General features: G+C 49.2%; 18 protein-coding genes. 14 read left to right on the top strand and 4 right to left on the bottom strand.

Annotated elements, in window-relative coordinates; genetic code table 11:
• Positions 1-107: 107 nt before the first annotated feature.
• From BLP63_RS08105 to BLP63_RS08085, 5 genes are all read left to right on the top strand, one after another.
• Positions 108-890 (top strand): ATP-binding protein, encoded by a 783-nt coding sequence (locus tag BLP63_RS08105; RefSeq protein WP_092590414.1) that lies wholly within the window; start codon positions 108-110, stop codon positions 888-890.
• Between the two features lie 147 nt (positions 891-1037).
• Complete coding sequence (gene hcp, locus BLP63_RS08100; RefSeq protein ID WP_092590413.1) at positions 1038-2684, top strand: hydroxylamine reductase; 1647 nt, start codon at positions 1038-1040, stop codon at positions 2682-2684.
• 358 nt (positions 2685-3042) lie between these two features.
• The gene (locus BLP63_RS08095; RefSeq protein ID WP_092590412.1) at positions 3043-5559 is read left to right on the top strand and encodes an FAD-dependent oxidoreductase; all 2517 of its coding nucleotides are present in this window, start codon (positions 3043-3045) and stop codon (positions 5557-5559) included.
• A 14-nt stretch (positions 5560-5573) separates the two neighbouring features.
• Complete coding sequence (locus BLP63_RS08090) at positions 5574-5864, top strand: metal-sensitive transcriptional regulator (RefSeq protein ID WP_092590411.1); 291 nt, start codon at positions 5574-5576, stop codon at positions 5862-5864.
• A 197-nt stretch (positions 5865-6061) separates the two neighbouring features.
• Positions 6062-6946, top strand: a complete 885-nt coding sequence (locus BLP63_RS08085) for a DUF1028 domain-containing protein (RefSeq protein WP_092590410.1) — start codon at positions 6062-6064, stop codon at positions 6944-6946.
• 104 nt (positions 6947-7050) lie between these two features.
• On the opposite strand, the gene BLP63_RS08080 is transcribed toward BLP63_RS08085, so the two are convergent.
• A complete protein-coding gene (locus tag BLP63_RS08080) occupies positions 7051-8256 on the bottom strand; it encodes an NAD(P)/FAD-dependent oxidoreductase (protein ID WP_092590409.1) in 1206 nt (401 codons plus the stop codon).
• Between the two features lie 277 nt (positions 8257-8533).
• Here BLP63_RS08080 and BLP63_RS08075 point away from each other — a divergent pair, with 277 nt between their 5' ends.
• From BLP63_RS08075 to BLP63_RS08040, 8 genes are all read left to right on the top strand, one after another.
• Positions 8534-8713, top strand: coding sequence for a transcriptional regulator (locus BLP63_RS08075; protein ID WP_092590408.1), 180 nt, complete (start codon positions 8534-8536; stop codon positions 8711-8713).
• Positions 8714-8796: 83 nt separating this feature from the next.
• A complete protein-coding gene (gene rd, locus BLP63_RS08070) occupies positions 8797-8952 on the top strand; it encodes a rubredoxin (protein WP_092590407.1) in 156 nt (51 codons plus the stop codon).
• A 92-nt stretch (positions 8953-9044) separates the two neighbouring features.
• The gene (gene rd / locus BLP63_RS08065; protein WP_092590406.1) at positions 9045-9203 is read left to right on the top strand and encodes a rubredoxin; all 159 of its coding nucleotides are present in this window, start codon (positions 9045-9047) and stop codon (positions 9201-9203) included.
• Positions 9204-9236: 33 nt separating this feature from the next.
• Entirely contained in the window at positions 9237-9656 is a 420-nt protein-coding gene (locus BLP63_RS08060; RefSeq protein ID WP_092590405.1) for a Fur family transcriptional regulator, read from the top strand.
• An 89-nt stretch (positions 9657-9745) separates the two neighbouring features.
• Positions 9746-10126, top strand: coding sequence for a desulfoferrodoxin (locus tag BLP63_RS08055; RefSeq protein ID WP_092590404.1), 381 nt, complete (start codon positions 9746-9748; stop codon positions 10124-10126).
• A gap of 87 nt (positions 10127-10213) precedes the next feature.
• Entirely contained in the window at positions 10214-10720 is a 507-nt protein-coding gene (locus BLP63_RS08050) for a ferritin (RefSeq protein ID WP_092590403.1), read from the top strand.
• Between the two features lie 98 nt (positions 10721-10818).
• Entirely contained in the window at positions 10819-11397 is a 579-nt protein-coding gene (rbr, locus tag BLP63_RS08045; RefSeq protein WP_092590402.1) for a rubrerythrin, read from the top strand.
• Positions 11398-11498: 101 nt separating this feature from the next.
• The gene (locus BLP63_RS08040) at positions 11499-12065 is read left to right on the top strand and encodes an HD domain-containing protein (RefSeq protein WP_207646434.1); all 567 of its coding nucleotides are present in this window, start codon (positions 11499-11501) and stop codon (positions 12063-12065) included.
• Positions 12066-12215: 150 nt separating this feature from the next.
• Here BLP63_RS08040 and BLP63_RS08035 read toward each other — a convergent pair whose 3' ends face one another.
• Complete coding sequence (locus BLP63_RS08035) at positions 12216-12776, bottom strand: RNase H family protein (protein ID WP_092590401.1); 561 nt, start codon at positions 12774-12776, stop codon at positions 12216-12218.
• Positions 12777-12997: 221 nt separating this feature from the next.
• On the opposite strand from BLP63_RS08035, the gene BLP63_RS08030 reads away from it, so the two are divergent.
• Positions 12998-13435 carry an Lrp/AsnC family transcriptional regulator gene (locus tag BLP63_RS08030; protein ID WP_092590400.1) on the top strand — a complete coding sequence of 146 codons (438 nt, stop codon included), beginning with the start codon at positions 12998-13000 and terminating at the stop codon, positions 13433-13435.
• A 135-nt stretch (positions 13436-13570) separates the two neighbouring features.
• Here the strand turns inward: BLP63_RS08030 and BLP63_RS08025 are convergent, their stop codons facing one another.
• Both BLP63_RS08025 and BLP63_RS08020 read right to left on the bottom strand, forming a co-directional pair.
• Positions 13571-13774: a thioredoxin family protein gene (locus BLP63_RS08025; RefSeq protein ID WP_278278127.1), complete on the bottom strand. Its 204-nt coding sequence runs from the start codon at positions 13772-13774 to the stop codon at positions 13571-13573.
• An 87-nt stretch (positions 13775-13861) separates the two neighbouring features.
• Positions 13862-14107 carry a thioredoxin family protein gene (locus BLP63_RS08020; protein ID WP_092590398.1) on the bottom strand — a complete coding sequence of 82 codons (246 nt, stop codon included), beginning with the start codon at positions 14105-14107 and terminating at the stop codon, positions 13862-13864.
• Between the last annotated feature and the right edge of the window lie 332 nt (positions 14108-14439).

The raw sequence follows: 14439 nt of genomic DNA, 5'->3' as shown, positions 1-14439 counted from the left end.
AGAAGCAGTGTGTTTGTAGGTATGACTAAAATGGATAAGTTACAATGTTTTTAGGGTAGTCTGACGTTGAGTTTGCATAACACAAAAGATAGAACGGAGAGATTTAAATGAAAAGAAAAATTGTTGAAATAAACGAAGCACTTTGCAATGGCTGCAGGCTGTGCGTAGACGCCTGTCATGAAGGCGCTATTGAAATGGTGAATGGCAAGGCGAGATTGGTCAGTGACATGTACTGCGACGGCCTCGGAGACTGCTTGCCTGCTTGTCCTACAGGTGCCATCAAGATCATAGAGCGTGACGCGGACGAGTACTCTCAGGAAGCAGTAGATGCGAGACTTGCCGCATCCAAGACGCCATTTGGCTTTACGCCTCCGCCGGCGGGCTTCCACAGTGCCCCAGCGGATGACGATTGCGGTTGTGACTGCGGCTGCCCAAGCTCTAAGCCAATGACCATTGAACGCAAATCGATGGAGCAGGTTATGAAACCATCGGCACCCGTCCAGAATTCAAGTGAAGGGGTCAGACCCTCTGAGTTGACGACCTGGCCGGTCCAGATCAATTTAGTGAATACGCGCTCCGAGTTCCTTCAAAACGCGGACCTGCTGATTGCGGCGGACTGCACTGCCTTTGCCTATGGTGACTTCCACAAAGACTTCGTCAAAGGCAGAGTGGTACTGATTGGGTGTCCAAAGCTGGATGACAATCAGCACTATATCAATAAGCTGGCGGAGCTGTTTACCGTTAACGATTTAAAGTCAGTGACCGTGGTCCGTATGCAGGTACCTTGCTGCTCAGGAATAACCCACGCGGTGAAGAGCGCCATGCTCCAGTCTGGACGAATCTTCCCGTACAGTGAAGTGACAATCAAGCAAAATGGCGAAATTCTCTAAGATAAGAAAAGAGACTATTCCAGAGAAAATGTCGAAGTTTTTCAAAAATGTAACCTGAGTTACCGCTAAGTTGGATATATAAATATATAGTGGACTTAAGAAGTTCATAAACAAACCTTCAGCAAGATATTGAAAGGAGATTGATTCATGTCCATGTTCTGTTATCAATGTCAGGAAGCTTCAAAAGGCGTAGGCTGTACCATCCGCGGTGTATGCGGCAAACCGGATGACGTCGCGAATCTTCAAGATCTGCTCATCTTCGTCCTTAAAGGCATTTCCAGATTTGACCTGATCGCTCGTGAAAAAGGCCTTTCTCCAAAGAGAACGGACCGTTTCATCGTTGAAAGTCTCTTTACAACTATAACAAATGCCAACTTTGACAAAGCTGCTTTCGTCAAGCGCATTCAAGACGCGCTTGCGCTTCGTGAGGAAATCAAAGCCGCTCTCGTCGCGAACGGCGTTGAAATTCCTGCTGATTTACATGAGTCCGCAACTTGGACAGCATCCACAGAGGCTGAGTTTGACGCGAAGGCGCCAAGCATTGGTGTCCTCTCTACTGAAAATGAAGATGTTCGTTCCCTCCGTGAGCTGATCATCTATGGGCTCAAAGGTATGGCGGCTTACGCAGAGCACGCTATGAACCTTGGCTACGAGGATCTTACCATTGCGGCTTTCGCTGAAGAAGCCCTCGTCGCAACGACGAATGACGCCCTCACTGCGGATGAGCTCGTCGCATTGGTTCTCAAGACTGGCGAGTACGGTGTCAACGTTATGGCGCTTCTCGACAAAGCCAACACATCGACTTACGGCAATCCAGAGATTACAAAAGTCAATATTGGCGTAGGCAAGAACCCGGGGATCCTGATTTCTGGCCACGACCTCCGCGATATGGAAGAGCTTCTCAAGCAAACGGAAGGTACAGGCGTCGACGTCTATACCCACAGTGAGATGCTTCCTGCGAACTACTATCCAAAATTTAAGGCCTACAAGCATTTTGTAGGCAACTACGGCAACGCTTGGTGGAAGCAAAATGAAGAGTTTGAGTCCTTCAACGGCCCAATCCTCATGACGACCAACTGTATTGTGCCTCCTAAAGACAGCTACAAGCACAAGCTTTTCACAACGGGTGCCGCTGGCTTCCCTGGCTGCCCTCACATTGCGGACAGACCTGAAGGCGGCGCTAAGGACTTCAGCGCAGTCATCGAGATGGCTAAGACTTGCGCAGCACCTGTGGAAATCGAAACTGGCGAAATTGTTGGCGGCTTTGCGCATGCTCAAGTCTTTGCCCTTGCTGATAAGGTTGTCGACGCGGTTAAATCCGGCGCCATCAAGAAGTTCTTCGTCATGGCAGGCTGCGACGGCCGTATGAAGGACCGCGACTACTATACAGAATTCGCTAAAGCCCTTCCTAATGACACCGTCATTTTAACAGCGGGCTGCGCAAAATACCGTTACAACAAGCTTCCGCTCGGTGACATTGGCGGCATCCCAAGAGTTCTGGACGCTGGTCAGTGCAACGACTCTTACTCGCTGGCTGTCATCGCCCTCAAGCTCAAGGAAGTCTTCGAACTCAATGACATCAACGATCTTCCTATCGCTTACAACATCGCCTGGTATGAGCAAAAGGCTGTCATCGTTCTCCTTGCCCTTCTGTACCTCGGCGTGAAAAACATTCACCTTGGACCAACGCTTCCTGCGTTCCTGTCACCTAACGTCGCAAATGTACTCGTAAATACGTTTGGCATCGCAGGCGTCGGTTCTGTTGAGGACGACATCAAGCTGTTCATGGCTTAGTCTAAACGAGAAGCAAACAGGACTTTCCAAATGATTCAATGAAGTTAGAAGCACCTCTGTGGGGATATTCCGGCAGAGGTGCTTTTTCTATGTTTGGAATTTTGGTTAAAGCTATTTACGGCTATGGGCCTCTTCGAGCTGCTTTCTCCCATCCCGGAATTATAGACCATCGGCATAAACTGACCTGTCGGGAGAGGGCTTTAAAAATTTGTGTCGTTGAAGCAATTCGTGCTGATAATCTATTGACAAACGATCCGGATAGGGGTATATTGAGAGTGTAATCGCCCCCATAGGGGTGGGGGTGCTCGGAAGTTAAAAGTGAGAATCAACTAACTTAAACCTAATTGGAGGGTCTAAAGTGGGAAAAAAAGTATTGATAGTCGGCGGTGTCGCCGGTGGCGCGAGTGCGGCTGCCCGTCTCAGACGTGTAGATGAAACTGCGGAAATTATTCTGTTCGAAAAAGGCGAATACATTTCATTTGCGAACTGCGGCCTGCCGTATTATATTGGTGAGACCATTGAAGAGCGTTCGGCGCTGCTGGTTCAGACGCCGGAGGACATGAAAAAGCGCTTCAACATAGACGTGCGTGTTCAGAACGAAGTGCTCAGCATCAACCGTGAGAAGAAAAGCATCGAGGTTATCAACCTTGCCAGCGGTCAGAAATACGAAGAGAGCTACGACGTCCTGGTCCTGTCACCAGGCTCGACACCGCTCAAGCCGCCAATTCCTGGCATCAACAATCCAAACATCTTTACCCTTTGGAATATTCCAGATACGGATGCCATCAAGGGCTTCGTCGACAACCTCAAGCCAAAGAGAGCGGCAGTCATAGGCGGCGGTTTTATTGGTCTTGAAATGGCGGAGAACCTTTGGGACAGAGGCATTCAGGTCAGCGTCATTGAGATGCTGGATCAGGTTATGGCACCCATCGATTTTGAGATGGCGCAGCAGGTTCATGCACACCTCAGACAAAAGGGTGTCGACCTCCGCCTTTCTGACGGCGTCAAAGAATTTGACTACAACAATGGTGTCACCACGGTCACTTTGGCAAGCGGTGCCAAGGTGGACGCCGAGATTGTGCTCCTTTCCATTGGTGTCCGTCCTCAGACGCAGCTTGCGAAGGACGCGGGCCTTGAGCTCAACGAGCGCGGCGGCATTGTGGTCGACAGTACGCTGAAGACCAGCGATCCTAACATTTACGCTATTGGTGATGCCGTTGAGGTCATGGACTTCGTCCAAGGGATCAAGGCTATGGTCCCACTTGCGGGTCCTGCCAACAAGCAAGGCCGTATCGCGGCAAACAATATTGCCGGCGCAAGCGAGGAATACAAGGGCACTCAAGGGACTTCGATCGCCAAGGTTTTCGACCTTACGGTTGCAAATACCGGTGTCAATGAGAAATCCCTGAAGCGTGCCGGAAAAGCTTATGGCGTCGACTACTGGACGTCCATCATTCATTCCAAGTCTCATGCGGGTTACTATCCGGGTGCCCTGCCCATGGCGTTTAAGCTTATCTTCGACAATAAAGGCAAAGTGCTGGGGGCTCAAATCGTTGGACATGACGGTGTCGACAAGCGTATTGACGTTATTGCAACGGCTATAAGATTTGGCGGAACCATTGAAGACCTCAAAGAGCTGGAGCTGGCTTACGCACCACCGTACTCTTCCGCAAAGGATCCGGTCAACATGGCGGGCTTTACTGCTGAAAATATTCTAAAAGGTGATCTCAATGTCATACAGTGGCATGAGATTGAAGGTTTGGATTCTGAGAAGAGCGTGATCGTTGACGTTCGTGATCCGGTAGAGCGCGAGCTCGGCTACGTAGGCGGCTCAATCAACATTCCGGTGGATGATCTCAGAGCGCGTCATGGCGAGCTCGACAAGTCCAAAACCATCGTGGTATACTGTGCCGTAGGACTTCGCGGCTACATTGCAGCCCGCATCCTCAAGCAGCTCGGTTTTGAAGATGTCAGAAACCTCAGCGGCGGCTTTTCAACCTTCCAAAACGTCTACTGTCAGGATCCGGCCAACCTGGAAAAATGCGGTGGCACAATCATCAGCGGTACGGAAGGTGTCATGATTGACGACATGGAGATTTCAGATTCCGGCGAGGTTGTGTCCAAGGCAGTCAAGGAGACGGGCAATGTCATCAAGCTCAATGCCTGCGGCCTCCAGTGCCCAGGTCCTATCCTTCAAGTGTTTAAAAAGATGGAAGAGCTCGAACCGGGTGACGTTCTTGAAGTTACTGCGACAGATCCAGGCTTTGTCAACGATATTGCGACTTGGGCCAAAAAGACAGGCAATACGCTGATGAGCTCCGGTAAAGGCGACAAGAAGAATGTCTTCGCCACCGTCATGAAGGGTACAGTTGAGCGCAAGCCGGCTCAGCATCTGGCAGAGATGCCTAATGACAAAACCCTCGTCGTCTTCAGCGGCGACCTGGATAAAGCATTGGCGGCTCTGATCATTGCCAACGGCGCTGCTGCCATGGGAAGAAAAGTCACCATGTTCTACACCTTCTGGGGTCTCAATATCCTGAAGAAGTCCAACCCGCCGTCAGTGTCAAAAGACTTCATGTCAAAAATGTTTGGCGCTATGCTTCCAAAAGGCGTCGACAAGCTTGGTTTGTCCAAGATGCACATGTTTGGCATGGGTCCGGCCATGATGAAGAAAATTATGAAGGACAAAAACGTTGATTCCCTCGACACGTTGCTTAAGCAAGCTTTGGAGAACAATGTCCGCATGATCGCCTGCACCATGTCCATGGACGTTCTCGGCGTTGAAAAAGAAGAGCTGATCGACGGCATTGAATACTCTGGAGTCGCGACCTATCTTGGCGCAGCGGAAGAGGCTGACGTGAACCTCTTTATCTAAAAGGAGGCAGTTTAATGGAAGTTTACAGCGACAAAACGGTTGAGAAAAACCGCAAGGACATCATCAACCGTCTGAGAACCGTCAAGGGTCATATCGCCGGCATCGAGAAAATGGTGGATGAAGGCAAAGGCTGTGAAGATGTTCTGACGCAGATTCTCGCCATCAAATCCTCAGTTCACAAAATTGGGCTCATGGTCATGGAAAGCCATGCGCTGGAGTGCCTCCTGGATCCGGATGAAAATGGCAAGGTCGAAGCGGACCGAATGGAGCACATCATTCACATGATTCTCCAGTTTTCAAAATAGGCGTTTTAGGCTAAGAAATTTAATTTAAAGGGACCGTCTGGCAACCCCGCAGGTGCCGCAGCTGAAAGGCTGCGAAGCGATCTGCGGAAGCGGCCAGACGGTCCCTTTTCGTCTTTTTCAAATGTTTCAGTTCCAAAGTCAGGGGATATCAATAGGGTATCTGAGCAGCCACGCTGTCCACACGAGGAGGCCTTTATATGCAAAACATAGCCACGTTTTCAATAGTAGCCCGTGATCCGGTTACCCAAGAGCTGGGCGTCGCAGTCCAGTCGAAGTTCCTGGCCGTAGGCGCCGTGGTGCCTTGGGCTAAAGCCAACGTGGGCGCCATTGCGACCCAGGCTTATGCCAACCTGGACTACGGGGAGCTGGGCCTTGAACTCCTAAAAAAAGGCTACACCGCGGATGAGACTTTAAAAGCGCTGCTGGCACTGGACGAAGGCAGGGAAGACCGGCAGGTGGGCATTGTGGATGCCCAGGGAAGGGCGGTTTCCTATACCGGTGAGCGCTGCCACCTCTGGGCCGGCGGCCTTTACGGCGACAACTACGCCTGCCAGGGCAATATCCTGGTGAATGGCGATACAGTGACTGCTATGGCGGATACCTTTGAAAACTCGGAAGGCACTTTGGCCAGGCGGCTTCTGGAAGCCCTGAAGGCGGCTCAGGCTGCAGGCGGAGACAGCCGCGGAAGACAGTCCGCCGCGCTTCTGATCGTCCGGGAGAACGGCAGCTATGGCGGATACAACGACCGCGCTGTTGACCTGCGGGTGGATGACGACCCGGAGCCTGTCGAAAAGCTCGAACACCTGCTGACACTCCATGAAATGTATTTTGAAGCCCCCACTCAGAAGGAGCATCTGAACGTCACGCCTGAGATCGCAGTGAAGCTTCATAATGCCCTAAAGCAGCTGGGCTATGACCCGGGTGTTCTGGAAGCGCACCCCTATTTTGAAGGGAAGCTCAAAGCTGCTTATGAAGCCTTTGCCAGCAGTGAAAACTATGAGGTGCGACTGCTTCAGGGAGCGTTTATCGACCAGAGGACCTACCAGTGTTTACTCAAAAAGGCGGGGCATGAAGCGAATTAGCCCCACATTTCCATAGCCGCAAAAATAGAAAGAGCGAAGCAGAAATTGGCCTTTTTAAACTGGACCAATTTCCCCTTCGCTCTTTTTTCTTTTTTCCATAGTCGCTATTTCAAAAATACGTCCTCAATCATCTGAGCCGCGTTGATATTTTTGCCGATGGACTTTTGCATCACCCCTGATTTATTCAGACTGCCCATCTGGATCCCGCCAACGTAGACCCCGTCTTCGAAATACAGCTTTTTGTAGCTCCCGCTGGCTTTGTCATAATCTGTGATGTTTCTAAGGCCCTTTGATTCGAAGGTCATGATGTCGCCAATAGAGAAGACCTGCATGTTCATGCTCTTGAAGATACTGGATGGTACAGTGGTTTTCCAGACGGCGTCCTGCCCAACAGCTCCCGAACCCGCAACTTTCCCCATCTCAAGAGACATAGGCCAGAGGCCGTACACGAAGCCGCCAACCTCTGCGACGTCGCCGGCTGCAAAGACGTCTCCGGCGCTGGTCTTCATGGATGCATCCACCAGGATGCCGCGGTTGCATTCAATGCCCGCGGCTTCAGCCAATTCCTTGTTGGGTTTGACGCCAGCGGAAACGAGAACCATTTGCGCGTTGATGATTTCCCCTGCGCCGTCACCGATCAGGACGCCTTCAACGGCTTCCTTTCCAATCAGCTCCTGGATTTTTACCTCTTTGCGCACTTTAATCCCCGCATTTATGACACCTTCCTCAAAAAGTCTGGAACCCTCGTGGTCCAGCTGTCGTGGCAGAAGACGGTCCGCTATCTCGAGGACGGTGACGTCGAGGCCAAGATTCTTAAGCCCCCAGGCAAACTCAAGGCCAAGGAGCCCGCCGCCTATGACCACAGCCTCTTGAACGCCCTTGGCGTAAGCTTTGATGTCATCTGCGTCCTTCTTGGTTCGGACCGTAAAGACCCCGGTTTTGTCAATGTTTCGAATAGGCGGCACATTGTTTCTGCTGCCGTTAGCCAGGATCAGCTTGCCATAGACATACTCGTCGCCTTCTGAAGTCCTCAAAAGCTTTTTGTCCGGCAGCAGCTCGGTGACAGTCGTACCAAGGCACAGTTCTATATTCCTCTCTTCGTACCAGTCTTGAGAGTGGAGGTAAAAGAGGTTTGGCTTGTGGGCGTCGTAAAGATAGTAGCTCACCATAGGTCTGAAATACCCGAGCTCCGGCTCTGATGAGATCATGACCAGGGAAACATCAGGACTTGCGGCGCGGATGCTTTCAGCGGCGCCCGTACCCGCTGCGGCGTTTCCAAGAATGATAATGTCATAAGATTTTTTATTCATAGGAATGACCTCCTTGTTTTAACAGTAAAAATGCCGTACGACCTACTTCTACCCAATAGGCAAGGTCAAAAACGATTTTATTACTTATCCCTTTCAGAAAATAGTTATATTTGGTTTAGGCAGGGCGTATTTAGGTATAATAATAAAGCATTGCGCCGGTTGGTCAATACGCATGACCCACCCTGAATATGGGAAAAAGGCTTGACGTTGTCTAAATTAATATGTTAGTATAAAAATGTAATCATTACAATTCAACGAATGAGGAGGCTTGTCAAAGTTGGAGCTTAAACAAGAAGTTTTGAAAGCGTTTGAAGAGGCAGGCAGTGCGGTTCGTCCCGGCGAAATCGTCGAAAAAACCGGTGCTGACAAAAAAGAGGTAGATAAAGCAATCAAGCAGCTTAAGGATGAAGGAAAAATCTATTCACCAAAGCGCTGCTTTTATGAAATTGTGAAATAGGGCAGGCGCAGCCTGTAGAAGCTTGGTTTGAAGCCGGACGAGATCCGGATCAACATAAAAAATCAGACAGGGAGGACAACAAAATGAAATATGTTTGCACAGCTTGCGGTTATGAGTACGATCCGGCAATAGGCGATCCAGACAACGGCATAGCGCCGGGCACTGCCTTCGAAGACATCCCGGAGGATTGGGTCTGTCCTCTTTGCGGTGTTGGCAAGGACATGTTCGAGCCGGTTTAGGCCGGGAAAAGCATTTTGACGAAAAACAATCGGCAGCGCTTTTTAAATGACTGCCGGGGATAACCTCAACACACTTTGAAGGGAGACTATTTATGGAAAAATATGTTTGCACTGCATGCGGTTATGTTTATGATCCTGAGCTCGGAGATCCAGATGGCGGCGTAGCGCCAGGCACAGCATTCGCTGACATTCCTGATGATTGGGTTTGCCCGCTTTGCGGCGTTGGCAAGGACATGTTCGAATTAGAATAAAACCGCAGGACCATTGAAGGGAGTCAGGGCTTAATGCTCAGGAAAATCGAGAACATCAGCGAGTATCTGAAGTCACACGGGATCAAGCCATCCTATCAGAGGATCCGCATTTTTGAGTATCTGATGAAGACAACGGCACATCCTACTGTGGACACCATCTACCGCGCGCTTGTTCCCGAAATACCGACACTCTCCAAGACGACAGTCTACAACACTTTGAACCTCTTTGTTGAGAACCAGATCACACACCTGATTTCCATAGAGGAAAATGAAGCCCGCTATGACGCGGATACTTCATTGCACGGACATTTCAAGTGCGTGTCCTGTGAGAAGGTGTTCGATTTTGAAATCGAAGCGGATCAATTGCGTTATAGCGGCCCAGAGGGATCGGAAGTTCGAGAGAAGCACATTTATTACAAGGGGCTATGTTCTGGGTGCAACAAGATCCAGTAGAATTTATTTGCTGAAGAGAATTAAAAAACAAATTTAATGCAAAATGGAGTTCACATCACAGTTTAAGACATTTTTAGGAGGGAAACACATTGGCAAAACAACTTGGCGTTTATAAATGTGAAGTGTGCGGCAATATAGTAGAGGTTTACAATGAAGGCGCTGGCGAGCTCGTCTGCTGTGAAAAGCCTATGGTATTCATGGAAGAGAAGAAAGCGGACGCCTCTACAGAGAAGCACGTACCGGTTATTGAAAAGGTTGAGGGCGGCTATAAGGTTACAGTGGGCTCAACGCTTCATCCAATGCAGGACGCTCACTACATTCAGTGGATAGAGCTTCTGACTGGAACAGAAGTATTGACTGCGTTCCTCAAACCAGGAGACGAGCCGGTGGCTTATTTCTGCACAGACGCTGAGAAGGTTACTGCCCGTGAGTACTGCAACCTTCATGGACACTGGAGCTCAGAGGCATAAATTTTTGATTGTCAGATTTCAACACCACTAACTAAACAATAGCGACTTTCGGAGTAATTTCTGAAGGCAGTACAGGAGTGACTAAATATGATTAATAAAAAAGTAGAAGAAGCATTCAATATCCAAATCAACGCAGAACTGTATTCAGCTTACCTTTATCTGTCTATGGCTGCGTATTTCGAAGCTCAAAACCTCCCTGGCTTTGCGAACTGGATGCGCGTTCAGTTCCAAGAAGAGCAGTTCCACGCAATGAAGATGTTCGATTATGTCAACGAGCGTGGCGGCCGTGTTGTTTTGACAAAAATTGATGGCCCTAAGGTTGAGTGGGAGAATGTCGTAGACGTTTTCGCGGAAGTTTTGTCTCACGAACAGCACGTGACGAGTCTTATCAACAACATCATGGACATTGCCATTGATGAGAAGGATCATGCGACCCGCAGCTTCCTCAACTGGTTCGTAGATGAGCAGGTTGAAGAAGAGGCAAATGCAGAAGCTATTCTGGCAGATCTTAAACTGATTGACGGAAAAGGCAACGGTATCATGATGATGAACCGTGAATTTAAGACACGCGTATTTAACCCAGCCGCTGAATAAGTTGGTCGGTTAAGCCTATCCATCAGATAAAATGAATGCGACAGCCGGCCGGACAGTATTGTTCGGCCGGCATAACTTACATAATCAGGAGGGAAACAATGTCCGGGATTAAAGGCACACAAACCGAAAAGAATCTTTTAAAAGCTTTTGCGGGTGAATCACAGGCGAGAAACCGCTATCATATGTTCGCCAAAAAGGCCATCGAAGAAGGCTATGAGCAAATTGCAGGTCTCTTTAATGAAACTGCTGACAACGAGCGTGTACACGCTGAAATTTTCTTCAGCTTCCTCACTGCGGGAGAAGCTCTTGAGATTACGGCGGCTTATCCTGCGGGTACGGTCGGTTCTACGTATGAGAACCTCCTTGCTTCCGCCCATGGTGAAAACGAAGAGCACACCGTCCTCTATCCTATGTTTGCCAAAATCGCTGAGGAAGAGGGCTTCAAGGACGTTGCCACTGCTTATCGCATGATTTCCAAGGTGGAGTATGAGCACGAAATGCGTTACCTCAAGCTTGCGGAAAACTGCGCGAATGAGGAAGTCTTTGCCAAGAAGGAAAAAACGCGCTGGAAATGCCGTGAGTGCGGCTACGTCCACGAAGGCGAAAGAGCGCCAGGTTTATGCCCGACTTGCAAGAAGCCTCAAGGCTACTTTGAAGTTAAAGAAACAAACTACTAAGATTGTCAAATCAAAAGCGGCGCGAAAGCGCCGTTTTTCCATTTCCGTGATTGTGCTATAATAGTGGCAAAACGTTGAATGTGATGAGGAGGTAGGTGCAAATGATGGTCACCAGAGATCAGGCATGGTTGCTGCTGCAGGAATTTACTGAGACGGATAGTCTGCGTAAGCACGCCCTCGCTGTTGAAGCCGCTTTAAGAGGGTATGCCAAACGCCTTGGAGAAAACCTTGAGGTGTGGTCAGCCCTTGGGTTATTGCACGATCTGGATTATGAAAAGTATCCGGACAGGCATCCCTATGTCGCCGTAGATCTGCTTGAGCACAGGAATTTTCCGGATGAGTTTGTGCTCGCTGTCAAAGGCCATGCGGATTACACCGAGACGCCAAGGGAGACTTTAATGGCTAAAATGCTGTATGCTTGTGATGAGCTGGCAAGCTTTGTCGTGGCAGTAGCGCTGGTAAGGCCCGGTGGCTTTGAAGGGCTTGAAGCGAAGTCGGTCCGAAAAAAACTCAAGGATAAGGCTTTTGCCAGGGCTGTCAACAGGGATGAGATCGCGAAAGGCGCGGAGGATATTGGCATAGATCTGACAGAGCATATCCAAAACGTCGTGGATGCCCTAAAAGAACGCGAAGAGGAGTTAAAGGCTGAAGGCCTGAGCTTGCTGTAAGGTTGAGACGCTTACGGCACATTATAAAAAGCGAGGCGGTGTATAATAACACCATCCTCGCTTTTCTTTCTGTCATAGCTTTTTCAGTTAGTAAGCAACCCTTTTGTCACGCTGCACAAAATCAACAAACCTCAGGAGGCCAACCAAAACCTAAGCTTGCTCCGTTTGGGTCCGTACCTCATCAATCCCTTGGTTTGCAAGGGCATCCACCTTGGCATTCATCTCGAGCAGATGACGGAAAGCCGAGTCGGTGTAAGTGCGCCCGTTGTAACGTTCTATCTTTTCTTTCCATTTTCTGATTTCCGCGGGCTTATTCAGGCTGAGGTGGCCTTTGATTTTAAAAAATTCCACTTTGGCAAAGCTTTCGACCAGGGGCAGCAGCGCTTCCCACAGGTCGCGGTTTTCGACAGGCTGCCTGGAGGCATTCATCCAGCCGTTGAGGCGCCATTTGTCGTACCAACGCTCACGGAAGCAATTGACCAGATAAGCACTGTCCGAATAGATTTCGAGCTGCAGGTCCCTGGACTTGAGTGCACGGAGGGCTTCGAGGACTGCTGTCATTTCCATGCGGTTGTTGGTGGTGTTGATCTCTCCGCCATGCAGGGTTTTGACATTATCATTGTATTCAAGAAGGGCGCCCCAACCCCCAAAATTTTGTTCAGATTGATTGCCGGCACAGCCGCCGTCTGTATGGATCGTTACAAGCTTCAAAACGGAAGCCTCCTATCTTTCACGTTAATTTTAAATCTCTTTAATAGATTTTCAGTTAATTTTACGGCTTTATTGACTATTATTGCACAAATGCGAAAAAAAGGCTATAATCGTTTCAACGAGGCTCGCAGGTCATTGGCGACTGAAGCTTAAGCGATTTATCGCTCAGGACGGCAGCCATTACCGGCGATTTACCCCACACTCGCAAGGAGGAAAAAATCATGGACGCAACAGATAAGGAGATCCTAAGGATCCTGCAGGATGACGCCAAGCTTTCTATATCTGAGCTGGGGCGAACCATAGGCCTGTCCACAACGGCCACCAAGGAGCGCGTGAAGAAGCTCGAGCAGGAAGGGGTCATTAAGGGCTATACGGCCATTTTAAATGCAGATGAGGTCGACGCCGGCCTATTGTCCTTCATAAGTGTTCCAATGGGAGATGTCAGTATTACGGAAATGGGTGAAAGACTGATTGCCATGCCGGAAGTCCTGGAATGTCACAAAGTCACGGGAAATACGACTTTTCTGGTCAAAGTCAGGACCTCCACCACAACGGAGCTGGAAAACGTCATTGAACAAATTAATGATTTCGCCCGCAACACCTACACTTATGTGGCTCTGTCAACTTTAAAAGAGACCTCAAAGCTCAGAATTGAGTAGCCCCAGCGCCCTGAGTGCTAAGCTTCTGTAAATTAGGAACAACAGATGAAAGTCAAATCATTAAAAAGGCTGTCATCAGCAGCAGTGGCCGACAGGCCGTGCGCTGGGGCAGCCTTTTTTTGTCATATTCCCTTATTATGTTCCGGATGCCGCTTCCGCAAGCGCTTTTTCCAATATGGCAATGGCCTCCTGGACGTTTGGGGTTCTGCCCTGATGGAGGATTTTTCCTTCCATAGCCATGGCGGGCATCATTTCAACCCCCGCCTCCCGAATCAGCCGGATATCACCAATAATTTCAACTTCCAGAGAAACCTTCATTTGTTGTATGGCCTCATTCACGATGGGCGCTATTTTAGAATACCCTCAGCAAACCTGGTCATAAATAATCAGCTTCACAGTTCCCACTCCCTTCAAAGTCAATGGTGTTTACCCCTTGTTTTTCAATAAAAGCGCTTCGAGGCTGCTGCGTCCCGGTACTGCGTTTGCCGCATAAACCATGGTGCCGTCAATGCTCATGGCAGGGGTCGTCATAACGCCTGCTTTATAGATGTCCATAAGCGACTCGACCTTTTCGACCTCAGCCTCCATACCTTTTTCAGCTAAAATTTCAAGGACCAGCGTGTACATCTTTTCACACTTGTCGCAGCCGTGTCCGTAAATCTTAATAAGCATCCTTCATACCTCCAGTCGGTGATGATTTACGTTCATTCTATTGTATACCCTTGGGCATAAGCTGTGAATCCTTTGTGTAAAATCTGTGTTAAACGGTGGATAACGTGTGGACTATGTGTATAACCGAATCTGTGTTCGTATCGAATAATGTCGATTATAGGGCATGAAACGAGGTTATCCACAGAAACTGTGGATGAAGTGTGCAAAAACACGGTTTTCTTGGGGATGGAATGTGTAAAAGCATCTGGAGCATGGGGACAACAGAAATAATCATCCAGAGGCAGGATTAAGTCCTTGCCGATGGTCAATAATGGAGCAACTTCTGCAAGCAG

The organism is Acidaminobacter hydrogenoformans DSM 2784, from assembly GCF_900103005.1.
Taxonomy (GTDB): Bacteria; Bacillota; Clostridia; order Peptostreptococcales; family Acidaminobacteraceae; genus Acidaminobacter; species Acidaminobacter hydrogenoformans.
Note: the sequence above shows the minus strand (reverse complement) of the source record. Positions and strands in the feature narration are given on the sequence as shown.